Origin of the sequence: Leclercia sp. EC_58 (assembly GCF_019584355.1) — a bacterium.
In the GTDB taxonomy this organism is placed as follows: domain Bacteria; phylum Pseudomonadota; class Gammaproteobacteria; order Enterobacterales; family Enterobacteriaceae; genus Enterobacter.
This window is the reverse complement of the sequence record NZ_VDAM01000001.1, coordinates 1,002,921-1,028,725: the sequence shown is the minus strand read 5'-3', so window position 1 is coordinate 1,028,725 and position 25,805 is coordinate 1,002,921. Positions and strand designations below refer to the sequence as shown.

Genomic DNA, 25,805 nt, shown 5'->3' with positions numbered 1-25,805 from the left:
CAAGAAAGCAAAGATGAACGTGAGAGAGTTCACATTTTCCGTTTTTAACGGCACTTGCAGGCGATGTGACGGTGACCGCATTTCCAGATCTTTCCCGCCGCTTCTTGAAAAAGCGACAGGGTTTGCGCCATTTGCTGTCGAAAATTTAAGGTGAGGCGGGGAGCCCTAAATTACTATTTTGAGAACTCTTATCATCTGGTGACCCGTTATGACCGTACTGCACAGCGTGGATTTTTTTCCTTCAGGCCACTCGCCTGTGGCGATTGAGCCGCGGCTGCCCCAGGCTGCCTTTCCGGAACATCATCATGATTTTCATGAGATTGTGATCGTGGAGCACGGTACGGGTATCCACGTCTTCAACGGCCAGCCGTACACCATCAGCGGCGGAACGGTCTGCTTTGTGCGCGATCATGACCGGCACATGTATGAACATACTGATAACCTGTGCCTGACCAACGTGCTCTATCGCTCCCCGGAGGCGTTCCAGTTTTTGTCGGGATTGAATCAGCTGCTACCCCAGGAGCAGGACGGGCACTATCCGTCGCACTGGCGGGTGAACCAGGCCACGCTGCAACAGGTGCGCCAGCTGGTGAGCCAGATGGAGCAGGCTGAAGAGGGGCAGGAGACCCACGCCCTCGCCAGCCGTGAAATCCTCTTTATGCAGCTGCTGGTGCTGCTGCGCCGCGGCAGCCTGGTCGAAGGGGCGGCGGATAACGACGCCCGCCTCAACCAGCTGATGGCCTGGCTGGAAGATCACTACGCGGAGGATGTCTGCTGGGAGACGCTGGCGGATAACTTCTCTCTTTCGCTGCGCACCCTGCATCGCCAGCTTAAACAGCACACCGGGCAGACGCCGCAGCGCTACCTCAACCGGCTGCGGCTGATTAAAGCGCGGCATCTGCTGCGCCATACCGATGATAGCGTCACGGATATCGCCTATCGCTGCGGTTTCGGAGACAGTAACCACTTTTCGACTCTGTTTCGCCGGGAGTTTAGCTGGTCGCCGCGCGATATTCGCCAGGGGCGGGATGCTTCACTTCAGTAACGCGAGGAAAATCACCGTTTTATTGCCGTAAAGCGGGTAATAATGTCAGGTTATTCCCCGGTGAGGTTGTGACGTGGCAGGACAGTTGATTCTTCGCAGAGCCGATTTTTTTGCATCCGCTGCTCAGGCCGTCGCGGTGGCGGACCGCTATCCGCAGAATGTCTTTGCCGAACATACCCACGACTTCTGCGAGCTGGTGCTGGTGTGGCGCGGCAACGGCCTGCATATCCTCAACGATCGCCCCTACCGTATTACCCGCGGTGACCTGTTTTACATCCGCGCGGAAGACAAACACTCCTACGCCTCGGTGAACGATCTGGTGCTGCAGAACATCATCTACTGCCCCGACCGGCTGAAGCTCAACGTGGACTGGGGAGCCAACATCCCCGGCTTTATGAACGCCCGCGGGGCACCGCACTGGCGGCTTGGCAGCAACGGTATGACTCAGGTGCGCCAGATCATTGCTCAGCTGGAGCAGGAGAGCCTGAAGGACGATCCCCACGGCTATGACCTGGCGGAGCTGCTGTTTGCCCAGTTGGTGATCATGCTCAAACGCTACCGCTACGCCCCGGACAACCCGACCGCCAGCGAGCCGGAAGCGCTGCTGGATAAGCTCATCACCGCGCTGTCCGGCAGCCTGAACCGCAGCTTTGTGCTGGAGAAGTTTTGCGAGCAGGAGCAGTGCAGCGAGCGCGCCCTGCGCCAGCAGTTTCGCACCCAGACCGGCATGACGGTAAACCACTATCTGCGTCAGCTGCGGATCTGCCACGCCCAGTATCTGCTGCAACATACCGAGCTGATGGTCAGCGAAGTCGCCATGCAGTGCGGCTTTGAGGACAGCAACTACTTCTCGGTGGTGTTTAACCGCGAAGTAGGGATGACCCCGGTTCAGTGGCGCCACCGCAGCCATAACGCCGCGTAATAGAATCCCGGCTCTATCCCTGACTTCTCCGCAGCCCCCGCCAGATCAGTGACATAACGAAAAGTTATAACCATATTAAAACTACGGCATTGATAAACATTTTCAATATCATTTAATTAACTATAATGAACCAACTGCTTACGCGGCATTAACACGTTTGCCGCCCGACAATAATGGAGATGATTATGAGCTATACCCTGCCATCCCTGCCGTACGCTTACGACGCCCTGGAGCCGCATTTCGACAAGCAGACGATGGAAATCCATCACACCAAACACCACCAGACTTACGTTAACAACGCCAACGCGGCGCTGGAAAGCCTGCCAGAATTCGCGAGCCTGCCGGTTGAAGAGCTGATCACCAAACTGGATCAACTGCCAGCCGACAAGAAAACCGTACTGCGCAACAACGCGGGCGGCCATGCTAACCACAGCCTGTTCTGGAAAGGCCTGAAAACCGGTACTACCCTGCAGGGCGACCTGAAATCCGCTATCGAGCGCGACTTCGGCTCCGTTGAGAACTTCAAAGCTGAGTTTGAAAAAGCGGCTGCTACCCGTTTCGGCTCCGGCTGGGCGTGGCTGGTTCTGAAAGGCGACAAACTGGCGGTAGTCTCTACGGCTAACCAGGACTCCCCGCTGATGGGCGAAGCGATCTCTGGCGCATCCGGTTTCCCAATCCTGGGCCTGGACGTGTGGGAACACGCTTACTACCTGAAATTCCAGAACCGTCGCCCGGACTACATCAAAGCCTTCTGGGACGTCGTCAACTGGGACGAAGCTGCGGCACGTTTCGCTGCTAAAAAATAAGGTTGCAAAGCCTTCTGTGAGAAGCGAGTCTGATGACTCGCTTTTTTTGTATCTGAAGGAGTAGAGATGCATTACCCGGTGAACGTGTTTACAGGCAAGGTAAGGGACTACGACGGCAGCCGCCCGAGCGCAATTGCTAAAGTGCAGGTCGACGGTGAGCTGACCTTAACCGACCTTGGACTGGCAGGTGACGAGCAGGCGGAAAAGAAGATCCATGGCGGGCCCGATCGCGCGCTGTGCCACTATCCGCGAGAGCACTATCAGCACTGGGCAAGGGAATTTCCCGCTCAGGCCGATCTCTTTGTCGCCCCGGCGTTTGGCGAAAACCTCTCAACCGAGGGGCTGACGGAGAAGAACGTCTTTATCGGCGACATCTTTCGCTGGGGGGATGCCCTGATCCAGGTGACCCAGCCGCGCTCGCCGTGCTTCAAACTCAACTTCCATTTCGGCATCAGCGATATGGCTACGCAGATGCAGAACGCGGCGAAAACCGGCTGGCTCTATCGGGTGGTGCTGGCAGGAGAGGTATCGGCGGATGCGCCCCTGGAGCTGGCGTCACGCCTGAGCGATGTATCGGTACAGGATGCCTGCGCTATCGCCTGGCATATGCCGTTTGACGACGAACAGTATCAGCGTCTGCTGGCGGCGGCGGGCCTGTCGACAAGCTGGACCAGAACCATGCAGAAACGGCGTTTAAGCGGGAAGATCGAGAATAATTCCCGCAGATTGTGGGGAAACCAGGCCGGGTAAGGCGAAGCCACTACCCGGCATAATAACTACGAACGTTTATACAACGGCAGCCAGAGGGTTAAACGCAACCCACCCAGCGGGCTGTCGTCCGCTTTCACCCAGCCGCGATGCTGCTGAATGGCGGTTTCGACAATTGCCAGACCCAGCCCGGTGCCGCCAGATTCACGGTCGCGGGCTTCGTCAGTACGGTAGAACGGACGGAAAATCTGCTCGCGATCTTCCGGGCTGACGCCGGGACCATCGTCATCCACGTTAATGGTGATGCCGTCTTTATCCACCGAGAACGCCACCTCGATTTTGGTATGCGAGTAGCGCAGGGCGTTACGGACGATATTCTCCAGCGCGCTTTCCAGCGCATTCGGGTTGCCGTACAACGGCCACGGGCCCGGCGGGAAATTAACGGTGAACGATTTACCCATCTGCTCCGCTTCGAAGGCGGCGTTATCCAGCACTTCGCCCCAGAGGTGGTTAGCCTTCATCGTTTCGCTGACCAGCGCGTTTTTCTGCTGATTGCGCGACATCACCAGCAGGTCGTTGATCATGCTGTCCAGACGGTGGGCTTCCGTTTCGATACGCTCCAGCTCCTTGCTCTCACCACTGCGGCGGCGCAGCAGGGCGGTGCCCAGTTGCAGACGCGTCAGCGGGGTGCGCAGCTCGTGGGAGATATCAGAGAGCAGACGCTGCTGGGTCGTCATCATCCGCTCCAGCGCCGTCACCATCTGGTTGAAGCTGGCCCCTGCCGCCAGGAACTCCTGCGGCCCGGCTTCCAGTTCCGGGTGCTGTCGCAGGTTGCCCTGCGCCACTTCATCCGCGGCGTTTTTCAGTTTGCGCGCCGGCTTCGCCAGGCTCCATGCGAGCCACAACAACAGCGGTGAACTCACCAGCATGGTGACAATCAGCAGCAGCAGCGGGCGGTCAAACAGCAGGTTGATAAAGTCGGACTGGGAGCTGCTCGCCGGGCGGATCAGGTAGAGCTGGTAATTATCCTCCCCGTCATTGACGGAGAACGGCCCCACCATCTCCACCCGACCATATTTTTTCTTTTGCGGGTGATCGGCGTTATCCGCCTGGCCAATGAAGTTACGGATGATCTGCATTTCATTGCGGTCCGCACCAATCACGCGACCTTCGCTGGTCACCAGCAGCAGGCGTTGTCCGGGAGGCGCCCATTTTTCGATAGCGCGAAACAGCCTGCGCCACCACATCAAATCATTGGGTGGATCGGTGGCCAGCTCTGCTTCTACGTGTTGCTCGATCATCACACCCTGACGTTGCTCGCTGTCGAGGAGCTCCGTCATCTGGCGTGAGTCGAGTTTTGGCAACATCAAAACCAGCATTAAAACCAGTGCCAGCGTCAGCCAGAAAATGGCGAAGATGCGGGCGGTTAAGCTACCTATCATGAAGCGGAAACCATCAGATAGCCGCGGCCACGCAGGGTTTTAAACCACGGGTGACCATCTTTGCGCTCCGGCAGCTTACGGCGCAGGTTCGAGATGTGCATATCAATGGCGCGGTCGAACGGCGTCAGGCGTTTACCCAACACTTCCTGGCTCAGATGTTCACGCGATACCACCTGGCCCAGATGCTGCGCCAGCAGGTAAAGCAGGGTGAATTCAGTGCCGGTCAGCTCCAGCGCCTGGCCGTCAAAGCTCGCTTCCTGGCGGCCTGGATTGAGGCTCAGGGAGTCCACTTCCAGAGTAGGGGAACCGTTGTCGGTGTTTTGCTGCTGCTCGCTCCAGTGGGAACGGCGCAGGATCGCCCGAATACGCGCCACCAGTTCACGGTCGTTAAACGGTTTTGGCAGATAGTCATCAGCGCCCAGCTCAAGGCCGAGTACGCGGTCAAGTTCGCTGCCGCGCGCGGTCAGCATAATAACGGGGGTCTGGTGTGTCTGGCGCAGCTCTTTAAGGGTGTCGATACCGTTTTTCTTCGGCATCATGACGTCGAGCAAAAGCAAGTCGATGCTATCGTCGAGTAGGCTCAGCGCCTGCTCCCCATCATGGGCAACCGACACGTCAAAGCCTTCCATGTCGAGCAACTCCTTTAAAAGGGATGTCAGCTCTCGGTCATCATCAACTAACAGGATTTTATTCATTGTTTAAATACCTCCGAGGCAGAAATTACGTCATCAAGGCTATCTAATCCATGACTTTACGTTGTTTTACACCCCCTGACGCATGTTTGCAGCCTGAATCGTAGACTGTCTCTCGTTGAATCGCGACACGAAAGATTTTGGGAGTAAGTGATGCGCATAGTTACCGCTGCCGTCATGGCCTCAACGCTGGCGTTTAGTGCATTTAGCCAGGCTGCTGGAGCTATCACCGGCGATAACCGTTCCTCAGCAGAGGGCATTGCGCAGCAAAACGGCCAGGGCCACATGTTTGACGGCATAAGTTTAACCGAACATCAGCGTCAACAGATGCGAGATCTGATGCAGCGGGCTCGTCATGACCAGCCCCCTGTTAATGTTAGCGAAATGGAGACAATGCACCGCCTTGTCACCGCAGAAAATTTTGACGAAAACGCTGTGCGCGCTCAGGCAAACAAAATGGCGCAGGAACAGGTTGCCCGCCAGGTCGAAATGGCCCGGGTCCGCAACCAGATGTTTCACCTGCTAACGCCAGAGCAGCAAGCGGTTTTGAACCAGAAACACCAGCAACGTATGGACCAGTTGCGCGAGGTTGCACGGATGCAGAAGAACGCTGAATCGACGCTTTTTAGTAGCAACACCCGTAGTAACCAGTAAACCCTGTTTTCCTTGCCATAGACACCATCCCTGTCTTCCCCCACATGATGTGGGGGTTTTTTTTGCCCATCATTAAAATGCGTTAACCGTTTATTCATCTTATTGACTCCTCTGCATCCGTTATACTAGCGGCATAGCGTGACAGGAGTGTTTATGAATCAATCCTATGGACGGCTGGTGAGCCGGGCCGCAATCGCCGCGACGGTCATGGCGTCGTGCCTGTTAGTCATTAAAATCTTCGCGTGGTGGTATACCGGTTCGGTCAGTATTCTGGCGGCGCTGGTGGACTCCCTGGTGGATATTGCCGCCTCGGTGACGAACCTGTGGGTGGTGCGTTACTCGTTACAGCCGGCAGACGAAGAGCATACCTTTGGTCATGGTAAAGCGGAGTCGCTGGCGGCGCTGGCGCAAAGCATGTTTATTTCCGGTTCAGCGCTGTTCCTCTTTTTGACCGGCATTCAGCATCTGTATACCCCGTCGCCGATGAAAGATCCGGGCGTCGGTGTGGTGGTAACCGTTATTGCACTTATAAGCACATTAGTTCTGGTAACGTTCCAGCGCTGGGTGGTGCGTAAAACGCAGAGTCAGGCGGTACGGGCAGATATGCTTCATTATCAGTCTGATGTTATGATGAACGGTGCGATTCTTATTGCGCTCGGTCTGGCCTGGTATGGCTGGCACCGGGCCGATGCGTTATTTGCGTTAGGGATTGGATTCTATATTTTATACAGTGCGTTGCGTATGGGGTACGATGCAGTGCAATCCCTGCTCGATCGCGCACTGCCAGACGCAGAACGGCATGAAATCTTTGAAATTGTGACCTCCTGGCCCGGCGTCAGCGGCGCTCACGATCTTCGCACGCGGCAGTCAGGGCCGACCCGCTTTATTCAGATTCATTTAGAAATGGAAGATAACCTGCCGCTCGTTCAGGCCCATCTGGTGGCGGAACAGGTTGAACAGGCGATTTTGCAGCGTTTCCCGGGGTCAGATGTCATTATTCACCAGGATCCCTGCTCAGTCGTGCCTAAGCCAGGTACTGGACATTTTGGGCTTTCGTAATTCGTTGTAAAAAAGTGAACCGGGGCAGCATTTTGTGGAAAAATAACCGCCATTTGGTCTGACCTGAATCAATTCAGCGGGAAGTGATTGATATACTATTTGCACTATTCGTTGGTCGATAGGACGTCTTCCGGCAACAGATTTCATTTTTGCATTCCTAAGTTCAGAGGTAGTCATGATTAAGAAAATCGGTGTGTTGACAAGCGGCGGTGATGCGCCCGGCATGAACGCAGCAATTCGTGGTGTAGTGCGCGCAGCGTTGACGGAAGGTCTGGAAGTTTTTGGTATCTATGACGGTTATCTGGGCCTGTATGAAGATCGCATGGTGCAGCTCGACCGCTACAGCGTGTCCGACATGATTAACCGTGGCGGTACCTTCCTGGGCTCCGCGCGTTTCCCGGAATTCCGCGATGAGCGCATCCGTGAAGTGGCTATCGAGAACATGAAAAAACGCGGCCTGGACGCGCTGGTTGTTATCGGCGGTGACGGTTCCTACATGGGGGCAAAACGCCTGACTGAAATGGGCTTCCCGTGCATCGGTCTGCCAGGCACCATCGACAACGACATCAAAGGCACCGACTACACCATCGGTTACTTCACTGCGCTGGGCACCGTTGTAGAGGCGATTGACCGTCTGCGCGACACCTCTTCTTCTCACCAGCGTATCTCTATCGTCGAAGTGATGGGCCGCTACTGTGGCGACCTGACCCTGGCGGCGGCGATTGCGGGTGGCTGTGAGTTCATCGTGGTGCCGGAAGTGGAATTCAGCCGTGAAGATCTGGTGGCAGAAATCAAAGCCGGTATCGCCAAAGGTAAGAAACACGCCATCGTTGCCATCACCGAGCACATCTGCGACGTTGACGAGCTGGCGAAGTACATCGAAGCTGAAACCAAACGCGAAACCCGCGCGACCGTTCTTGGCCACATCCAGCGTGGCGGCTCTCCGGGTCCTTACGACCGTATTCTGGCATCCCGTATGGGCGCTTACGCGATTGAACTGCTGCAGCAGGGCTTTGGCGGTCGTTGCGTCGGTATTCAGAACGAAAAACTGGTTCACCATGACATCATCGACGCTATTGAAAACATGAAGCGTCCGTTCAAAGGTGACTGGCTGGAGTGCGCGAAAAAGCTGTACTGATCGGCGGCTGTTGCCCGGTGGCGCTGTGCTGACCGGGCCTACAAAAGCATGGTTCGTAGGCCGGGTAAGGCGTAGCTGCCACCCGGCTTTTTTGTGCGCTCATACCCTCTTTTTATTCCCCTGTGTTATAGCCAATCTTTTTTTATTCTTTAATCATTGGTTCGCTTTCTGGCACCCTGCACTCATCAAACACAACATTAAGAGAGTTGGGCGATGAATAAATGGGGCGTGGGTTTAACGTTATTGCTGGCATCGACCAGCGTTCTGGCAAAGGATATTCAGTTACTGAACGTGTCTTACGATCCGACGCGTGAACTGTACGAGCAGTACAACAAAGCGTTCGCCGCACACTGGAAACAGGAAACCGGCGATAACGTCGTGATCCGCCAGTCCCACGGTGGCTCCGGCAAGCAGGCGACCTCGGTGATTAACGGCATTGAAGCCGACGTCGTGACCCTGGCGCTGGCATACGACGTGGACGCTATCGCGGAACGCGGCCGTATCGATAAAAACTGGATCAAACGCCTGCCGGACAACTCCGCGCCGTATACCTCCACCATCGTTTTCCTGGTTCGCAAAGGCAACCCGAAACAGATCCATGACTGGAACGATCTGGTTAAGCCGGGCGTATCGGTCATCACTCCAAACCCAAAAAGCTCTGGCGGCGCACGCTGGAACTACCTGGCAGCTTGGGGTTACGCCCTGCACCAGAACAATGGCGATCAGGCCAAAGCGCAGGATTTCGTGAAAGCGCTGTTCAAAAACGTCGAAGTGCTGGACTCCGGCGCGCGTGGCGCAACCAACACCTTCGTTGAACGCGGCATTGGCGATGTGCTGATTGCGTGGGAAAACGAAGCGCTGCTGGCGACGAACGAGCTGGGTAAAGACAAGTTTGAAATTGTCACCCCAAGCGAATCCATTCTGGCTGAGCCAACCGTCTCCGTTGTCGATAAAGTAGCGGATAAGAAAGGCACCCAGGCCGTGGCGGAAGCCTACCTGAAATACCTTTACTCCCCGGAAGGCCAGGAGATCGCCGCGAAGAATTTCTACCGTCCACGTGATGAGGCGGTGGCGAAAAAACATGAGAACGCCTTCCCGAAACTGAAGCTCTTCACTATCGATGAAGTCTTCGGCGGCTGGACGAAAGCGCAGAAAGATCACTTCTCGAATGGCGGCACCTTCGATCAGATCAGCAAGCGTTAAGCATTTTTTGAAGAACGACACGGGACCCGGTGTGAGAAATCCACCGGGTTTTTTATTTGTTCATTTTTATGCGTTACTCTTTGGCGTCAGGTGGATACAGGGAATGCGCTGTGAAAAAAATAATCGTGCTGGTACTGGTTGTGATTGCGCTCGCGGCAGGTGTCGGGTTCTGGCTGAAAGCGGGTAACCCAAACGCATTGCGGCATATCGTTCTCGACCAGTGTGTGCCTGGTCAGATGCAGAACCGTAACCCGTCGCCCTGTGCGCTGGTAAAAACGGAGGCGGGATATGTGGTGTTTAAAGATCGCAACGGGCCGCTGCAATATCTGCTGATGCCCACGTACCGCATCAACGGTACCGAAAGCCCGCTTCTGACCGAGGCTCAGACGCCCAATTTCTTCTGGCTGGCGTGGCAGTCGCGACACTTTATGAGCATGAAGCGGGGAAGCAACGTACCCGACAGTGCAGTTTCACTGACCATCAACTCCCCGACCGGTCGCACGCAAAATCATTTTCATATCCATATCTCCTGCCTGCGCCCGGACGTGCGCGAGAAGCTCAATGCCAGTCAGGGGCAAATCAGCACCCAGTGGCTGCCGTTCCCCGGCGGGTTGGAGGGGAATGAATACCTGGCGCGTCGGGTGACGGAAGCGGAGCTGGTGAAACGCAGCCCGTTTATGATGCTGGCAGAAGAGCTGCCGGAAGCGCGCGACCATATGGGACGCTTTGCGCTGGCGATGGCGCAGCAGGCGGACGGATCGTTTATCCTGTTGGCAACCGAGCGCAACCTGCTGACGTTTAACCTCGCTTCCGCTGAGGAATTACAGGATCATCAATGCACTATCCTGAATGAACCCCACCATAAATAGCGTTTACTCGCCCTGCCTGTCGCCGTAGACTTGCTGAAAAATTCTACAGGAGACAGGCATGTCGCTCTGGTTTACTCACCCGCTGTTTCTGCCCTCGCTGATTATCGTCGTCACTATCATCCTGTGGGCGACCTCGCTGCTGCCGGAATTCCTCACCGCGCTGCTGTTCTTTACCGCGGCGATGATCGCCAGAATTGCGCCGCCGGAGGTGATTTTCGGCGGTTTTGCCTCGTCGGCATTCTGGCTGGTGTTCAGCGGATTTGTGCTGGGTGTGGCGATCCGCAAAACCGGGCTGGCGGACAGGGCGGCGCGGGCGCTGTCGGCCAGGCTGACCGACTCCTGGCCGCTGATGGTGGCAAGCGTAGTGCTGCTCACCTATGCGCTGGCGTTTGTGATGCCCTCCAACATGGGGCGCATCGCGCTGCTGATGCCCATCGTGGCGGCGATGGCGAAGCGGGCGGGCATTGCGGACGGTACGCGGGCGTGGTTCGGCCTGGCGCTGGCGGTGGGGTTTGGCACCTTCCAGCTATCGGCCACCATCCTTCCGGCCAACGTACCTAATCTGGTGATGAGCGGGGCGGCGGAAGGCTCGTACGGCATCCATCTTAACTATGTTCCGTACCTGCTACTGCATACCCCGGTGCTGGGTATTCTCAAGGGTCTGATCCTTATCGGCCTGATCTGCTGGCTGTTCCCCGGCGCGCCAAAACCGGCGAAGGATTTGACTCCGCCGGAGCCGATGGGCCGCGACGAAAAACGCCTCGCCTGGCTGCTGGCGGTGGTGCTGGTAATGTGGGTAACCGAAAGCTGGCACGGCATTGGACCGGCATGGACCGGGCTTGCGGCGTCGATTGTGGTGATGCTGCCGCGGGTTGGCTTTATCACCGGGGACGAATTCTCGGCGGGGGTGAATATGCGCACCTGTATTTATGTGGCGGGTATTCTCGGGCTGGCGATCACCGTGACGCAAACCGGTATTGGCAGTGCGGTGGGCGAGGCGCTGATGCGGGTAATGCCGCTGGATGCCGATGCGCCGTTCACCAGTTTCCTGGCCCTGACCGGCATCACCACCGCCCTGAATTTCATTATGACCGCCAACGGCGTACCGGCGCTGTATACCACCCTGGCGCAAAGCTTCTCGGACGCCACCGACTTTCCGCTGCTGTCGGTGATTATGATTCAGGTGCTGGGGTATTCCACGCCGCTGCTGCCGTATCAGGCGTCGCCGATTGTGGTGGCAATGGGGCTGGGAAGAGTGCCTGCACGAGCGGGGATGTTGCTCTGTCTGGCGCTGGCGGTGGCAACCTATCTGGTGCTGCTGCCGCTGGATTATCTGTGGTTTAGCCTGCTGGGACGGCTGTAAAAAAGCCCGGTAGCGCTGGCGCTTACCGGGCCTGGAGTATCGTAGGGCGGGTCAGCGAAGCGCCACCCGCCACAGATGCTCTTACGCCTGTTTCGCTGCTTCTGCTGCTTTAACGATCACCGCGAAAGCGTCTGCTTTCAGGGATGCGCCGCCAACCAGAGCGCCGTCGATGTCCGGCTGGGTGAACAGCTCTGCTGCGTTAGAGGCGTTTACGGAACCGCCGTACTGGATGATCACTTGCTCAGCAACTTTCGCGTCTGCTTTCGCAATGTGGTCACGGATGAATTTGTGAACGGCCTGAGCCTGTGCTGGGGTGGCAGATTTGCCGGTACCGATCGCCCATACTGGCTCGTAAGCAATGACCGCACCTTCGAACGCACTTGCGCCCTGAGTAGTCAGGACTGCGTCGATCTGACGTGCGCAGACTTCTTCGGTTTTGCCCGCTTCGTTTTCTGCTTCGGTTTCACCGATGCACAGAACCGGGATCAGACCCTGCTCTTTCAGCACAGCGAATTTCTTCGCGATGAACTCGTCGGACTCTTTGTGGTAGGTACGACGCTCAGAGTGGCCGATGATGATGTATTTTGCGCCGATATCTTTCAGCATTTCAGCGGAGGTTTCACCGGTGAACGCGCCAGACAGGTTAACGTCAACGTTCTGGGCACCCAGAACGATGTGGCTGCCGTCAGCCGCTTTCTTAGCCATATCCAGGTACATGTCCGGCGGAGCGATAGCAACAGCACAGCCAGTCACACCAGCCAGCTCTTTACGCAGGTTAGTTACCAGCTCGTTTACCATGTGGCGGCTGCCGTTCAGTTTCCAGTTACCCATCACTAAAGGATGTCGCATTTCAATTCTCCACGCTCAAGAGCGAATTAAGGAATATGGCCGCCCGACAGGGCAGCATGGTCTGTGAATCAGTATAGAGATTTTCCCTCGAAAGGCTTTGCTTTTTGTCATTAATTCGCCCCGCCGAGTGCCTCAGATAGCGCCAGCTTAATCGGTTCAACAGCGAAGGTCAGCCCCTTTTCGCCGTTATCTGCCACAACATAGCGAACCGCGCCTTCCGTTTCGGCGTAATAACGCTTGTTTTTACCGGCTGTGAGGAGCTTTTGCAGCTTTTGCTGGCTTTGCGCTTTGGTCAGGGCAGGGGTAAAGGCGCGTAAAATGGCGCTCATATACTCCAGCGCTTTGGCTTTGGCGGCTTTCTGCTCCGGCCCCTGAATCGGCAGCCAGGTAATCTGCATACTTTTGATTTTGAGGGTTCCGCGCTCAAGCGCCGTCGAGGCGTACAAATTCTCATTAATTTTGCTGGCAGCCCGGGTCAGGTTCGGGGTGTCGCGGGTGCCATCAATGGAGCGAAACTCATTGAGCGGCAGCTTTGGATTGTCCTGATTGAAGGCTTCACGGAACAGGCTGATCGACTGATCAAAGGTCGGCGCGCCCGGCATCACATAGGGTGCGGTAGCCGATACGGAAGTCTCAGCAGCACGCAGAGGTGCGCTTGCGCTTAACAGCGTTAAACCCAGCCAAATAAGGTGAAACCACATCTTCATCAATAAAGTCTCTGAATGTTACTGCCCACGATTAAAACGGGATCCGGCTGGCTTGTCAAAAGGAGGCGACTCCAGGGTAAACTACGCGCCGCGATGACTTTTAGGAACCTGACATGACCATACAGCAGTGGTTGTTTTCATTCAAAGGGCGTATTGGACGCCGTGATTTTTGGATCTGGATTGGCGTATGGATTGTCGCCATGCTGGCTCTGTTTATTTTTGCCAATAACGCCTGGTTGAACACCCAGACGGCGGCCTTCGCGCTGGTGTCGCTGCTGTGGCCGACCGCGGCGGTGTTAGTAAAACGTCTGCACGATCGTGGACGTTCGGGATTGTGGGCGCTGCTGGTGATACTGGCGTGGATGCTGCTGGCAGGCAACTGGTCGATGCTGCCCTCCATGCTGCCGTGGGTAGTGGGCAGGCTGATCCCTACCATTATTTTTGTGATGATCATTGTCGACCTGGGCGCGTTTGTGGGCACCCAGGGCGAGAATAAATACGGTAAAGATACGATCGAGGTAAAGTACCGCTAATTACCAGTAGTGTTCTGCGGTCATATGGCCCGGCCGACGGCGTAAATGCTTGGTCATTTGCCGGGTCTCTTTCAGGAGCTGTTGGGTATCACGCACCATTTGCGGGTTGCCACACAGCATCACGTGGCTGGTGTCGGCCTCCATCTTCAGACCCACGGCGGCTTCCAGCTCGCCATTTTCAATCAGAGCCGGTACGCGTCCGTGGAGTGACCCCGGCACCGTTTCACGGCTCACCACCGTCTGGATTTTCACTTTCCCTTCATAACGCTTCTGCAGTTCCTGCATCAGCGGCAGGTAGCTCAGGTCTGCGGCGTAGCGCGCGGCATGCACGAGAACGATATTTTTAAAGCGATCCAGGTCATGCCCATATTGCAGGATCGACAGGTAAGGGCCGATGGCGGTACCGGTTGCCAGCATCCACAGCGTCTCGCAGTCTGGCACTTCATCCAGCACGAAGAAGCCTGCGGCTTCGCTGACAATCTGGATCTCATCGTCGGGTTTAAGTGCCGCCAGGCGCGGGCTGAGTTTGCCATCGGGAACGGTGACAAGGTAGAACTCGAGATCCGGATTATCCGGCGCGTTGACATAGGAGTAGGCGCGCTGTACACGTTCGCCGTCGATCATCAGCCCCAGCTTGGCAAATTGCCCGGCCGTGAAAGGCTGGATGGGTGCATGAACGGTGAGGCTAAATAGCGCATCGGTCCAGAACTCTACCTTTTTGACTTTACCTGTTACCCAGTCTGCCATGATGTTCTCCTGTACTGATCTCGGGTTCTATCTTCCTTACCTGAGAGGGAGATTTCCAGCCCGTGCGGGCCGGAAAGCTCAATTGATCAAACGGTTTTACAGAATGTGGGTCTGTACGTCCGGATCTTTACGGTCGAGATAGTGAATCGACTGGATGCGGCGGATGGTGCGTGATTTACCGCGGATCAGCAGCGTTTCGGTGGTGGCCATATTGCCTTTGCGGGTGATGCCGTCCAGCAGATCGCCTTTGGTGATGCCGGTCGCCGAGAAGATAACGTTATCGCTGCGCGCCATATCATCCAGACGCAGCACGGTATTGGCTGCAATCCCCATCGCCGCGCAGCGGGCCAGCTCCTGCTCACCGATGCGGCGGTTCTCTTCGCTATCGCCTTTTACGTCATGGCGGGCCAGTAGACGGCCATGCATATCACCGTCGAGGGCGCGGATGACCGCAGCAGAAACCACCCCTTCCGGTGCGCCGCCGATGCCGTACAGTACGTCGACTTCGCTGTCCGGCATGCAGGTGAGGATGGAGGCCGCCACGTCGCCATCGGGAATGGCAAAGACGCGCACGCCCAGCTGCTGCATCTGGGCGATGACCGCATCGTGACGCGGTTTCGCCAGAATGGTGACTGTCAGTTCGCTCAACGGTTTATTGAGCGCGGCGGCGATATTACGCAGGTTTTCCGCCAGCGGCAGATTAAGGTCGATGGCCCCTTTTGCGCCAGGGCCGACAATCAACTTCTCCATATACATATCGGGCGCGTTGAGGAAGGTGCCTTTATCGCCCACCGCCAGTACCGCCAGGGCGTTAGCCTGACCCATAGCGGTCATGCGGGTGCCTTCAATGGGGTCTACCGCGATATCCACCGCATCGCCGTTGCCGGTCCCGACCTTTTCGCCGATGAACAGCATGGGGGCTTCGTCAATCTCACCTTCACCAATCACGATGGTGCCATCGATGTTGACCTGGTTAAGCATGATGCGCATGGCATGGACGGCTGCGCCGTCAGCGGTATTTTTATCACCACGGCCAAGCCACTTGTAGCCTGCCAGAGCGGCAGCTTCGGTTACGCGGGAAAACTCGATAGCAAGTTCACGTTTCATCAGATACTCGTGCAATCAAAAGGAATTGCACGAAGTTTATCACAGAGTGGGGGAGGCGGTTTGGACCCCTCACCCCGACGGGGTGAGGGGGAGGTGTTATGATTCGTCGTGCTCTTCCCAGGCCAGCGCGCGTTTCACGGCTTTCTTCCAGCCGCTATAGCGGTAATTACGCTCGGTGGTTTCGATGCCCGGACGGAATTCGCGCTCAATGACCGCTTTCTCCTGCAGTTCGTCCAGGTTCTGCCAGAAACCGACCGCCAGACCGGCAAGATAGGCCGCACCCAGCGCCGTCACTTCACGCACTTCCGGGCGTTCCACGCGGGTGCCCAGAATGTCGGACTGGAACTGCATCAGGAAGTTGTTCGCCACCGCGCCGCCATCCACGCGCAGGGCGTGCAGACGAATGCCGGAGTCGGCCTGCATCGCTTCCAGTACATCGCGGGTCTGGAAGGCAATCGACTCCAGCGTGGCGCGGATGATGTGATTAGAGTTTACCCCACGCGTCAGGCCGAAAATCGCGCCGCGGGCGTAGGGGTCCCAGTAGGGGGCGCCCAGGCCGGTAAAGGCCGGCACGACGTACACGCCGTTGGTGTCTTTCACCTTGGTGGCGAAATATTCCGAGTCGAAGGCGTCGCTGATCAGTTTCATCTCATCGCGCAGCCACTGGATAGAGGCGCCGGCCATAAACACCGCGCCTTCCAGGGCGTAATTCACCTCGCCGCGTGGGCCGCAGGCAATGGTGGTCAGCAGGCCATGCTCCGATTTCACCGCCTTCTCGCCGGTGTTCATCAGCATAAAGCAGCCGGTGCCGTAGGTGTTCTTCGCCATCCCCTCTTTTACGCACAGCTGGCCAAACAGCGCTGCCTGCTGGTCACCGGCGATCCCGGCGATAGGAATACGGGTGCCGCCTTTACCGCCGATGTTGGTCTGACCGTAAACTTCAGACGACTTACGCACCTGCGGCAGCATGGCGCGCGGGATGTCCAGCGCGTCCAGCATTTTGTCATCCCAGTCCAGATCGTGGATGTTAAACAGCATGGTGCGCGAGGCGTTGGTGTAATCGGTGACGTGAACGCGCCCCTGAGTCATCTTCCAGATAAGCCAGGTATCTACGGTACCGAACAGCAGTTCGCCGCGTTTTGCCCGCTCGCGGGAGCCTTCGACATGGTCGAGGATCCATTTCACCTTGGTGCCGGAGAAGTAGGGGTCTACCACCAGGCCGGTGGCGCTACGCACGTACTCTTCCATGCCGTCGCGCTTGAGCTTCTCGCAGATATCCGCTGTACGGCGGCACTGCCAGACAATGGCGTTGTAAATCGGCTTACCGGTTTCGCGTTCCCAGACGATGGCCGTTTCACGCTGGTTGGTGATGCCAATCGCTGCAATCTCGTCGGAACTGATATCAGCTTTCGCCAGTACTTCTACCAGTGTTGAGCTTTGTGACGCCCAGATCTCCATCGGGTCGTGTTCAACCCAGCCTGGACGAGGATAGATTTGCTCGAATTCGCGCTGTGACACGCTGACGATGTTCGCGTCATGATCCATAACGACAGCGCGGGAGCTGGTCGTGCCCTGGTCGAGCGCAACGATATATTTTTTGTCGGTCATAGTTGTGGTCCCGTAGTCAGATTACAGCGAAGCGTTTTGGTGTGCGCCAGAGGTGGTTTCCTTCTCTTCGGCCTCTTCGACGACACAGGTGTCACACGGCAGGTGGCGGCCAATCAATTTACGATAGCCGAAGGCACCCAGCGCAGCACCTACAATAGGGCCGAACAGCGGCACCAGGAAATAAGGAATATCTTTGCCGCCGGTGAAGGCCACGTCACCCCATCCGGCAATAAAGGCGAAGGCTTTCGGGCCGATGTCGCGTGCCGGGTTCATGGCGAAACCGGTCAGTGGCCCCATCGATGCGCCGATCACCGCTATCAGCAGGCCAATCAACAGCGGCGCCAGCGGACCGCGCGGAATACCGTTGCCGTCATCGGTCAGCGCCAGGATGGTACCCATCAGGATGGCAGTAATCACCATCTCCACCGCGAAGGCCTGCACAAAGTTAATGTGCGGGTTCGGATAGGTGGAGAAGATCCCCGCCAGCTCAAGGCTTTCGGTACTGCCACGCACCATATGGTGCGTCTGCTCGAAGTCGATAAACAGATTGTAATAGAGCCCGTAAACTAACGCCGCTGCACAAAACGCACCAGCAAACTGCGCCACAATAAAAGGCACAACCTTGCGTTTGTCGAAGCAGGCAAACAGACACAGCGCGATGGTGACCGCAGGGTTGAGGTGCGCACCCGAAACACCCGCCGTCAGGTAGATGGCCATCGCCACGCCCAGACCCCAGATCACACTGATTTCCCACTGACCGAAACTGGCACCCGCCACTTTCAGTGCAGCCACACATCCTACGCCAAAGAAAATCAACAACCCAGTACCCAGGAACTCTGCGATGCATTGGCCTTTTAAGGTTGATGTTTCACTCATAATCGGATCCTGAAAATGATTAATGGTTATTGTTGGCGCGACGGTCGCCATGACCGGCACGATGTCCTGTAGACATAGTGTTAATTTATCGTTAACGAACAAAAACGAGAAATATCGAACTTAAAATGTGTGTGCCGCGTCAACAAAATGAGCGATAACGCGCCATAAAGCGGGCAAGAATTGCTGTAAGCGAAAGGGGGAGTAAGCTTTCTATTAACTAAAGTGTTAACAATTTAGGGGTATATGGCACAAACGCACCAGGAGGAGACTGAAAAGTGTTGCAAACCGCAATCTGCGCGGTCTGCCGCTGGACAGGGAGGGCGGGGCTCCATACAATCGACACCAAGTGTTGTGCGCGTTTACGTCAAGCGTCGCCTTGCAAATTCAGGAGAGGTAGCATTATGTCGTTAGAAGTGTTTGAGAAACTGGAATCGAAAGTACAGCAGGCGATTGATACCATCACCCTGCTGCAGATGGAAATCGAAGAGCTGAAAGAAAAAAACAACGCGCTGTCGCAGGAAATTCAGACTGCTCAGCACGGACGTGAAGAGCTGGAGCGTGAAAACCACCAGCTGCGCGAACAGCAGAACGGCTGGCAGGATCGTCTGCATGCCCTGCTCGGGCGCATGGAAGAGGTCTGATTCCAGAATAAAGCGCCGAAAGGCGCTTTATGTCATTCACCATTCTCTTGGACTTCGGCCCCCTCGCTTTATTTCCTCTCTTTACGGATGAAACCGGACATTGCGTTCCAGCTTAAAACTCTCAAGTGACTGACTTATTTGGCTTAAATCTGTACCTTGGCTAAAGTGGCGCATCATAAAATTTCTTTTTTCCCGTTGACAAAACCGCTCTCGCTCAACCTCCAAGTTGTCCGATGACAACACCAAAAATGGCGCTATTTGTTCTCGCTCTTTGGTTATCCAGAGCTGATATTTTTCCTGCCCGAGCGACCCCGTAAGCTTTATGGGTTCATCATGATTCAGTTGCAACCATTGCGTGGTGAGAGAGTCTGGTAACGTCGTTGCGACCGGCAGCAGGCAGAAAAAGCGCGCTTTACTGCATAAGAGCGTCATATTTTTGGGGCACGTTGCAGTAAAGACCTTCGGATGCACACTGGCAGAGAAGGTTAACGCTAAGGTATCCGTTTCTTCAGCAAGCAGTATTTGCCACAGATTAGCGCTGCCTGGCATAGCGGGAGATAAAACAAAACGAGACTCGAGTCTTGAGTGTGACGTGATGCCGTTTAAAGCCTGCATCAGGGTCGCTTCCAGCCGGGCAGCTTCTTCGTCAGTTAATGGCCTGCCACTGGCAATAGTGAGCTGATCACCCTGCCAGCGATAGCGATTGGGCAGGATATCTTGTTGGATCTTAATTCTTCTCTGGTGATCAAGGTATGACTCTGTTCGATGACGCGTCGGGATATTTTCAACGGTAATCACGTTTTGGATATCGGAAAAATAGATCTCAGCTTCCCGCATAATCCGTTGTTTTTTAACATCGTCAAGATGAATGAATCGCATTGTAAGAAGGGAGGAGGGATAACCCACAGTTTCTTTAAATTGCTTATCAAACGTTGCCAGATTACGGGGCAAGTTCACCGCGCCAAGAAAGATGAGTAACGCTAGACCCAGACGCAAGGTGACAGCCAGCATAAACGGCGGAGGCGCAAAAAACAGAAGGCGAAACGAGCGATAGAGTAACCAGAGGATAGAAACGAAACTGAGAAAATAGAGAATGCCGCGCAAACAAGGTTCCTTTTGCTTGTATCATTTAACGACAGCCATCCTGGCTGTCAGGCACAGTAAAAAGGCGGTAATCTCCGCCTTTTTACTGCGTGTTACTCGATATCCAGCGGATCTTCAGAGAGGATAATGCCGGTGTTATCGGCATAGAGATGGTCGCCGGAGAAGAAGGTCACGCCGCCGAAATTGACGCGCACGTCGCTTTCGCCAATGCCTTCACCTGCGGCACCTACCGGAATGGCCGCAATCGCCTGAATGCCGATGTCCAGCTCTTCGAGGTCATCCACCTGACGCACCGCGCCATAGACCACAATGCCTTCCCACTCGTTCTGGGTGGCGAGACGGGCAAGTTCCGCATCAACTAATGCGCGACGCACGGAGCCGCCACCATCAACCAGCAGAATGCGTCCACGGCCGTTCTGTTCGAGCAGATCGTACAGCAACCCGTTGTCCTCAAAACATTTCACCGTAATGATTTGTCCGCCAAACGACGACCGTCCTCCAAAGTTGGAAAACAGCGGTTCTACGACGTTCACATCTTCCTGGTAGATGTCACAAAGCTCGGAGGTATCGTATTTCATAGGCTTAAGTTCAGTTGCTGCGAGTGTTTTCAGTATATCGCGCGAATTGCATTGTTGGCAAAATCATCAATTGTTAATTGATATTTGTCAGCTAATTTAGCGTCTGACTAAGAATAATCCCTATCACGAACAACAGGTTAGTCAGGAGTGCGCCTTTTACCGTGCGTTCCAGCATTGGCGGCATGGCCGAGGCGCTCTGCTCGCGCATCACGTAGCGCGCCTGTTTAACCAGCAGCGGCGTGGCGAGCACAAACAGCCAGCCCCACAGACTGTGCAGGGAAAGCAGGTTAAACAGCGCCAGACAGAGCAGGGCACCCATCAGCAGGCAGGCATGGTAGCGGCGCGCATTCACCGCGCCTAACCGCACCGCCAGAGTGTTTTTACCGTTCTGACGATCGCTGTCGATATCGCGCAGATTGTTGATATTCAGTACCGCCGTCGCCAGCATGCCGCAGGCGGTGGCTGGCAGGAATAGAGCAGGAATTAACGAGTGCGCCTGCAGATACCAGCTGCCCATCACGCTCAGCCAGCCGAAGAAGACCAGCACGGAGATATCCCCCAGCCCGATGTAACCGTAAGGGCGGGTGCCGACGGTATAGGTGATGGCCGCGACAATCGCCAGCAGACCGAGCACGAGGAAGCCAACCGCATCCGCCGGGGTTTTACAGGCCACCAGCACCAGCGCAATCCCGGAAAGACAGATCAGCGCGACGGTGATAATCAGCGCCCGTTTCATCTCCTCCTGGGTGATCACCCCTTTCTGCATTCCTCGCAATGGCCCGATGCGGTCGGGCTTGTCGCTGCCCTTGACGGCATCCCCGTAATCGTTGGCGAGGTTAGAGAGGATTTGCAGAAGCCCGGCGGTCAGCAGCGCCAGGGCAGCCACCAGCGGGTCGAAATGTCCCTGCCACCACGCGAGGGTGGTGCCGACAATGATGGCGGCGAAAGCGAGAGGGAGCGTTTTAGGACGCAGGCTTTCCAGCCAGGCCTGCGTGCGGCTGATTTCAGTCATAGTAATTATGTGCCAATAAAAATGGGGCCTTTCAGCCCCATCATTTGTGATGAAAATGCAATTGCCGCGATTATAGGATAAAACGGCTCAGATCTTCATCTGCTACTAAAGCATCAAGGTGCTTACTCACATAGTCGGCATCAATTTTAATGCTTTGACCATTCAGGTCGCTTGCATCATAAGAGATATCTTCCATCAGGCGTTCCAGCACGGTATGCAGACGACGCGCACCGATGTTTTCGGTGGTTTCGTTAACCTGCCATGCGGCCTGGGCGATACGCTTGATCCCGTCTTCGGTGAACTCAATGTTCACCCCTTCGGTCGCCATCAATGCTTTGTACTGCACGGTGATGGAGGCGTTTGGTTCGGTCAGGATGCGCTCGAAGTCTTCGGTGGTCAGCGCCTGCAGCTCAACGCGGATCGGCAGACGGCCCTGCAGTTCCGGGATCAGATCCGACGGTTTGGCAACCTGGAACGCGCCAGAGGCGATAAACAGAATGTGATCGGTTTTCACCATGCCGTGCTTGGTGGAGACGGTGCAGCCTTCAACCAGCGGCAGCAGGTCGCGCTGTACGCCTTCACGGGAAACGTCCGGGCCGGAGGATTCGCCGCGCTTACAGATTTTATCGATCTCATCGATAAACACGATACCGTGCTGTTCAACCGCGTCGATAGCGTCCTGCTTCAGCTCTTCCGGGTTTACCAGCTTCGCCGCTTCTTCTTCAATCAGCAGCTTCATCGCGTCTTTGATTTTCAGCTTACGCGGCTTTTGCTTCTGCCCGCCCAGGTTCTGGAACATGGACTGCAGCTGGCTGGTCATCTCTTCCATACCTGGCGGAGACATAATTTCCACGCCCATTGGCGCGGCGGCGAGCTCGATCTCAATCTCTTTGTCATCCAGCTGGCCTTCACGCAGTTTTTTGCGGAACGCCTGGCGCGCAGCGGACGGCTCAGCAGGCTGTTCGGCCTGGCCCCAGTTGTTTTTCGCCGGTGGGATCAGCACATCCAGCACGCGCTCTTCCGCCATCTCTTCAGCGCGATAGCGGTTTTTCTCGATGGACTGGACGCGGACCATCTTGATGGCAGAGTCGGTCAGATCGCGGATGATAGAGTCCACTTCTTTACCGACATAGCCCACTTCGGTGAACTTGGTCGCTTCGACTTTGATGAATGGCGCGTTGGCCAGTTTAGCCAGACGACGGGCGATTTCGGTTTTACCGACGCCGGTCGGGCCGATCATCAGAATGTTTTTTGGCGTCACTTCATGGCGCAGCACTTCATCCAACTGCATACGACGCCAGCGGTTACGCAGGGCAATCGCCACAGAACGCTTGGCGTTATCCTGGCCGATGATGTGTTTGTTCAGTTCGCTGACAATTTCGCGTGGGGTCATTTCAGACATGAGAAATCCTTACGCCTTAGACGGCAATTCTTCGATGGTGTGGAAGTGGTTGGTATAGATGCAGATATCACCTGCAATATCCAACGCCTTCACAGCGATATCGCGTGCGCCCAGATCGGAGTTTTCCAACAGCGCGCGGGCGGCGGCCTGGGCGTACGGGCCACCGGAACCGATAGCAATCAGGTCATTTTCTGGCTGCACCACGTCACCGTTACCGGTGATGATCAGCGAGGCATTTTCATCGGCCACCGCCAGCAGTGCTTCCAGCTTGCGCAGCATACGGTCGGTACGCCAGTCTTTCGCCAGCTCAACGGCAGCTTTCACCAGATGGCCCTGATGCATTTCCAGTTTACGTTCAAACAGCTCAAACAGCGTGAAGGCGTCCGCAGTGCCGCCCGCAAAACCGGCGATCACTTTGTCGTTATACAGACGACGCACTTTTTTCACGTTGCCTTTCATGACGGTATTACCCAGCGTGGCCTGGCCATCACCGGCAATCACCACCTGGCCGTTACGGCGTACACTTACTATTGTTGTCACGAGCAGACCCCCTGGTTACACATTCGGAAAATAGAGGCCCTGAGCCAGTGCTCAGGGCTGAATAGAATGATAGATGGGGGGGATTTTGGGGGTTTCAACCCCCGGAAGCGAGTCGAATGCAGTTTGTGTGACCTGCCATCTTCAGACGGCTGATGGTGCCATCGGCATTGTCTTTGCCTTTAACCGGGCCGATCACTACGCGATTCCAGCCGTTATTGGTGGTAATGCGTGAGTCAAAGCCTTCAAAGGCCAGCTGGGCACGTACGGTTTCCGCCTGCTCTGCGCCTTTAAAGGAACCGCACTGTACCATCCAGCGACGTTCGTCTTTCTTCTCAGCCGTCTGCTTCGGCGCTTCGGTCTCTTTGGTGACCGGCGCGGCTTTCGGCTGCTGCGCGGTGGTATGCGCAGGGGTTTGCAGCAGATCCTGATACGGCTGCGTGTTGCTATTTTGCTTCGCAGGCTGCGTCTTCGGCTGTTGCGCCGGTTGCGTCTGTGCCACCTTAGGCTGCTGGTACGGTTGTTCCGTCACCCGCTGCTGTGTTTTCGGCTGCTGTACCGTCTGGGACTGCGCCCACTGCTGTTGTTGCTGCGCCTGGCGCTGACGCTGCAGCGTTTGCTGACGCTGTGCCGGCGTCTGCTCATTCCACGGCACTTCGTTGAGCTGGGTCGGCTGCTGGCGCATATCGGCCTGCATCTGTGCCAGCAGCTGACGTTGTTCGTTGGTTAACTGGTTAGGATCCACCACTTCGCCACCGGCAGAGGGTTCAGTAGGCGCACGCACGCCCGGCTGGCGGCTCTCAAGCTCTTTAATATAGCGCCAGCGCTCTTCCGGTTTAGGGGGCAAGCCATTGCCGACCACTTTATTGCCCTGCAGCGCTTCTGCTTCTTCTTTTTTATGGTGCGTAATGAACCAGAGGCCGCCGATAAATGCCACCAGGACCGCCGCCGCGATCGCCACCATAGCCGGTGAGACTGCGGGCAGGCTGCTGCGTTGCGGTTTCCGTGAGCTACTCTTTTTGCGTCGCGAAGGTGCCGGCTGGCCGCGACGTACATAATCTCGTTGTGCCACTATCGTTTCGCTGTATTTTTTCGTTTGTCAGCCCGTCATGTTACTTAAGCGACGGGCCTTTGACCAGATGAGGACGTCTGAAAGGCGTTTACTTTAAGTCAGGGCCTGGGTTGAACCTCTGACGATCAATTCACAGTCCAGTAAACGGGAGCCGCTGCTAACTGTTTGTCCGTTCAGCTGATCCAGTAACAGCAGCATCGCTTCCCGGCCAATATCATAGCGGGGTTGTGCCACCGTCGAGAGCGGAGGATCGCAAAATTCAGACAGAGAAATATTATCGAAGCCGATGATTGAGAGGTCTTTCGGCACTTTCAGACCGCGCCGTTTGGCATAGGAGAGCGCGCCCAACGCCATCACGTCGCTGTGACAGAACACCGCGGTCGGCGGCTGCGGCAACGACAGCAGTTTTTCCAGCGCCAGGCCGCCTGCGGCATAGGTAAAATCGCCGCGGGCGATATAGTGCGGATCCACCGTCGCCCCGGTGCGGCGCAGCGCCTGAACATAGCCCTGCAGGCGATAGTGGCACAGCGGCATCTCTTCCGGTCCGGCGATACAGCCGATACGTTTATGGCCCAGCTCCTGCAGATAATTCACGGCGTTAAAGGCAGCGGTGAGGTTATCGATGTGAATGGTAGGCAGCTCCAGCTCAGGCGCGAATTCGTTGGCCATCACCATCGGCGGCAGATTGCGCTGCTCTTCAATGCTGGCATCAAAGGGCAGGCGGGAACCGAGCAGCAGCATGCCGTCGATCTGCTTGGTGATAATCAGGTCGATAAAAGTCTTTTCCTGCTGGTTCTGGTGCGCGCAGTCGCCAATCAGCACCAGGTAGCCCTGGGCGGCGGCGGTCACTTCGATACCGCGAATGATTTCGCTGAAAAAGGGATCGCAGATGTCGGGCACAATGACCAGAATGGTGCGGGATTCGTTTCGTTTGACGTTACGGCCCATAGCCTGGGGCAGATAACCTACCTCCAGCGCAGCCTGCTCAACACGGTTACGCGTGCTCTGAGAGACTTTGTCGGGATTCATTAATGCTCGGGATACCGTTGCCGTTGAGACTTTTGCTTTCAGGGCAACATCTTTCATGGTCGCCGAGGCAACCTCTTTCCTGGACTTCAACTTCTTCTCCTC

Annotated in this window: 27 protein-coding genes; 12 read left to right on the top strand and 15 right to left on the bottom strand. The window is 56.0% G+C overall.

Annotated features, from left to right (window positions below; all coding sequences use genetic code 11):
- Window positions 1–208: 208 nt before the first annotated feature.
- The 4 genes from rhaS (at window position 209) to yiiM (ending at window position 3,523) form a co-directional block, all read left to right on the top strand.
- Window positions 209–1,045 (top strand): HTH-type transcriptional activator RhaS, encoded by an 837-nt coding sequence (rhaS, locus tag FHC51_RS05120; protein WP_156240078.1) that lies wholly within the window; start codon window positions 209–211, stop codon window positions 1,043–1,045.
- A 73-nt stretch (window positions 1,046–1,118) separates the two neighbouring features.
- A complete protein-coding gene (gene rhaR / locus FHC51_RS05115) occupies window positions 1,119–1,967 on the top strand; it encodes an HTH-type transcriptional activator RhaR (RefSeq protein WP_114316372.1) in 849 nt (282 codons plus the stop codon).
- Window positions 1,968–2,152: 185 nt separating this feature from the next.
- The gene (gene sodA, locus FHC51_RS05110; RefSeq protein WP_103177525.1) at window positions 2,153–2,773 is read left to right on the top strand and encodes a superoxide dismutase [Mn]; all 621 of its coding nucleotides are present in this window, start codon (window positions 2,153–2,155) and stop codon (window positions 2,771–2,773) included.
- A 66-nt stretch (window positions 2,774–2,839) separates the two neighbouring features.
- Entirely contained in the window at window positions 2,840–3,523 is a 684-nt protein-coding gene (gene yiiM, locus FHC51_RS05105; RefSeq protein WP_114316373.1) for a 6-hydroxyaminopurine reductase, read from the top strand.
- 26 nt (window positions 3,524–3,549) lie between these two features.
- Here the strand turns inward: yiiM and cpxA are convergent, their stop codons facing one another.
- Window positions 3,550–4,923, bottom strand: coding sequence for an envelope stress sensor histidine kinase CpxA (cpxA, locus tag FHC51_RS05100; RefSeq protein WP_103177523.1), 1,374 nt, complete (start codon window positions 4,921–4,923; stop codon window positions 3,550–3,552).
- The gene (gene cpxR, locus FHC51_RS05095; RefSeq protein ID WP_039032144.1) at window positions 4,920–5,618 is read right to left on the bottom strand and encodes an envelope stress response regulator transcription factor CpxR; all 699 of its coding nucleotides are present in this window, start codon (window positions 5,616–5,618) and stop codon (window positions 4,920–4,922) included. Before cpxR ends, cpxA begins: the two co-directional genes overlap by 4 nt.
- Before the next feature lie 150 nt (window positions 5,619–5,768).
- Between cpxR and cpxP the strand changes: the two genes are divergently transcribed.
- From cpxP to FHC51_RS05065, 6 genes are all read left to right on the top strand, one after another.
- Window positions 5,769–6,269 (top strand): cell-envelope stress modulator CpxP, encoded by a 501-nt coding sequence (gene cpxP, locus FHC51_RS05090; protein ID WP_103177522.1) that lies wholly within the window; start codon window positions 5,769–5,771, stop codon window positions 6,267–6,269.
- Between the two features lie 153 nt (window positions 6,270–6,422).
- Window positions 6,423–7,328: a CDF family cation-efflux transporter FieF gene (gene fieF, locus FHC51_RS05085; protein WP_103825257.1), complete on the top strand. Its 906-nt coding sequence runs from the start codon at window positions 6,423–6,425 to the stop codon at window positions 7,326–7,328.
- 175 nt (window positions 7,329–7,503) lie between these two features.
- Window positions 7,504–8,466, top strand: a complete 963-nt coding sequence (pfkA, locus tag FHC51_RS05080) for a 6-phosphofructokinase (protein WP_103825256.1) — start codon at window positions 7,504–7,506, stop codon at window positions 8,464–8,466.
- A 213-nt stretch (window positions 8,467–8,679) separates the two neighbouring features.
- Entirely contained in the window at window positions 8,680–9,669 is a 990-nt protein-coding gene (locus FHC51_RS05075; RefSeq protein WP_220435026.1) for a sulfate ABC transporter substrate-binding protein, read from the top strand.
- 110 nt (window positions 9,670–9,779) lie between these two features.
- Window positions 9,780–10,538: a CDP-diacylglycerol diphosphatase gene (locus tag FHC51_RS05070; protein ID WP_103825254.1), complete on the top strand. Its 759-nt coding sequence runs from the start codon at window positions 9,780–9,782 to the stop codon at window positions 10,536–10,538.
- 58 nt (window positions 10,539–10,596) lie between these two features.
- A complete protein-coding gene (locus FHC51_RS05065) occupies window positions 10,597–11,901 on the top strand; it encodes an SLC13 family permease (protein WP_220435025.1) in 1,305 nt (434 codons plus the stop codon).
- 81 nt (window positions 11,902–11,982) lie between these two features.
- Here FHC51_RS05065 and tpiA read toward each other — a convergent pair whose 3' ends face one another.
- Window positions 11,983–12,750, bottom strand: coding sequence for a triose-phosphate isomerase (gene tpiA, locus FHC51_RS05060; RefSeq protein ID WP_103825252.1), 768 nt, complete (start codon window positions 12,748–12,750; stop codon window positions 11,983–11,985).
- A gap of 110 nt (window positions 12,751–12,860) precedes the next feature.
- The gene (locus tag FHC51_RS05055; RefSeq protein ID WP_220435024.1) at window positions 12,861–13,457 is read right to left on the bottom strand and encodes a DUF1454 family protein; all 597 of its coding nucleotides are present in this window, start codon (window positions 13,455–13,457) and stop codon (window positions 12,861–12,863) included.
- Window positions 13,458–13,570: 113 nt separating this feature from the next.
- On the opposite strand from FHC51_RS05055, the gene FHC51_RS05050 reads away from it, so the two are divergent.
- Window positions 13,571–13,990, top strand: a complete 420-nt coding sequence (locus FHC51_RS05050) for a DUF805 domain-containing protein (RefSeq protein ID WP_220435023.1) — start codon at window positions 13,571–13,573, stop codon at window positions 13,988–13,990.
- On the opposite strand, the gene fpr is transcribed toward FHC51_RS05050, so the two are convergent.
- The 4 genes from fpr to FHC51_RS05030 form a co-directional block, all read right to left on the bottom strand.
- Window positions 13,991–14,737, bottom strand: a complete 747-nt coding sequence (gene fpr, locus FHC51_RS05045) for a ferredoxin--NADP(+) reductase (RefSeq protein ID WP_220435022.1) — start codon at window positions 14,735–14,737, stop codon at window positions 13,991–13,993. It abuts the gene before it with no gap.
- A 96-nt stretch (window positions 14,738–14,833) separates the two neighbouring features.
- Window positions 14,834–15,844 (bottom strand): class II fructose-bisphosphatase, encoded by a 1,011-nt coding sequence (gene glpX / locus FHC51_RS05040; RefSeq protein ID WP_220435021.1) that lies wholly within the window; start codon window positions 15,842–15,844, stop codon window positions 14,834–14,836.
- 96 nt (window positions 15,845–15,940) lie between these two features.
- On the bottom strand, window positions 15,941–17,452 hold the full coding sequence (gene glpK / locus FHC51_RS05035) for a glycerol kinase GlpK (RefSeq protein ID WP_103825247.1): 1,512 nt from the start codon (window positions 17,450–17,452) through the stop codon (window positions 15,941–15,943).
- Window positions 17,453–17,473: 21 nt separating this feature from the next.
- Window positions 17,474–18,328 carry an MIP/aquaporin family protein gene (locus FHC51_RS05030; protein WP_103825246.1) on the bottom strand — a complete coding sequence of 285 codons (855 nt, stop codon included), beginning with the start codon at window positions 18,326–18,328 and terminating at the stop codon, window positions 17,474–17,476.
- Between the two features lie 401 nt (window positions 18,329–18,729).
- Here FHC51_RS05030 and zapB point away from each other — a divergent pair, with 401 nt between their 5' ends.
- Complete coding sequence (gene zapB, locus FHC51_RS05025) at window positions 18,730–18,969, top strand: septal ring assembly protein ZapB (RefSeq protein WP_103177509.1); 240 nt, start codon at window positions 18,730–18,732, stop codon at window positions 18,967–18,969.
- Window positions 18,970–19,050: 81 nt separating this feature from the next.
- Here the strand turns inward: zapB and FHC51_RS05020 are convergent, their stop codons facing one another.
- The 7 genes from FHC51_RS05020 to cytR form a co-directional block, all read right to left on the bottom strand.
- Entirely contained in the window at window positions 19,051–20,073 is a 1,023-nt protein-coding gene (locus FHC51_RS05020) for an META domain-containing protein (protein WP_220435020.1), read from the bottom strand.
- A 92-nt stretch (window positions 20,074–20,165) separates the two neighbouring features.
- Entirely contained in the window at window positions 20,166–20,651 is a 486-nt protein-coding gene (rraA, locus tag FHC51_RS05015; protein WP_103825243.1) for a ribonuclease E activity regulator RraA, read from the bottom strand.
- A 91-nt stretch (window positions 20,652–20,742) separates the two neighbouring features.
- Window positions 20,743–21,669 carry a 1,4-dihydroxy-2-naphthoate polyprenyltransferase gene (gene menA, locus FHC51_RS05010; protein ID WP_103177505.1) on the bottom strand — a complete coding sequence of 309 codons (927 nt, stop codon included), beginning with the start codon at window positions 21,667–21,669 and terminating at the stop codon, window positions 20,743–20,745.
- 64 nt (window positions 21,670–21,733) lie between these two features.
- Complete coding sequence (gene hslU, locus FHC51_RS05005; protein WP_103177504.1) at window positions 21,734–23,065, bottom strand: HslU--HslV peptidase ATPase subunit; 1,332 nt, start codon at window positions 23,063–23,065, stop codon at window positions 21,734–21,736.
- A 9-nt stretch (window positions 23,066–23,074) separates the two neighbouring features.
- Window positions 23,075–23,605 (bottom strand): ATP-dependent protease subunit HslV, encoded by a 531-nt coding sequence (hslV, locus tag FHC51_RS05000; protein WP_032615282.1) that lies wholly within the window; start codon window positions 23,603–23,605, stop codon window positions 23,075–23,077.
- Window positions 23,606–23,699: 94 nt separating this feature from the next.
- Window positions 23,700–24,674, bottom strand: coding sequence for a cell division protein FtsN (gene ftsN, locus FHC51_RS04995; protein WP_220435019.1), 975 nt, complete (start codon window positions 24,672–24,674; stop codon window positions 23,700–23,702).
- A 93-nt stretch (window positions 24,675–24,767) separates the two neighbouring features.
- Window positions 24,768–25,793, bottom strand: a complete 1,026-nt coding sequence (gene cytR, locus FHC51_RS04990) for a DNA-binding transcriptional regulator CytR (RefSeq protein ID WP_220435018.1) — start codon at window positions 25,791–25,793, stop codon at window positions 24,768–24,770.
- Between the last annotated feature and the right edge of the window lie 12 nt (window positions 25,794–25,805).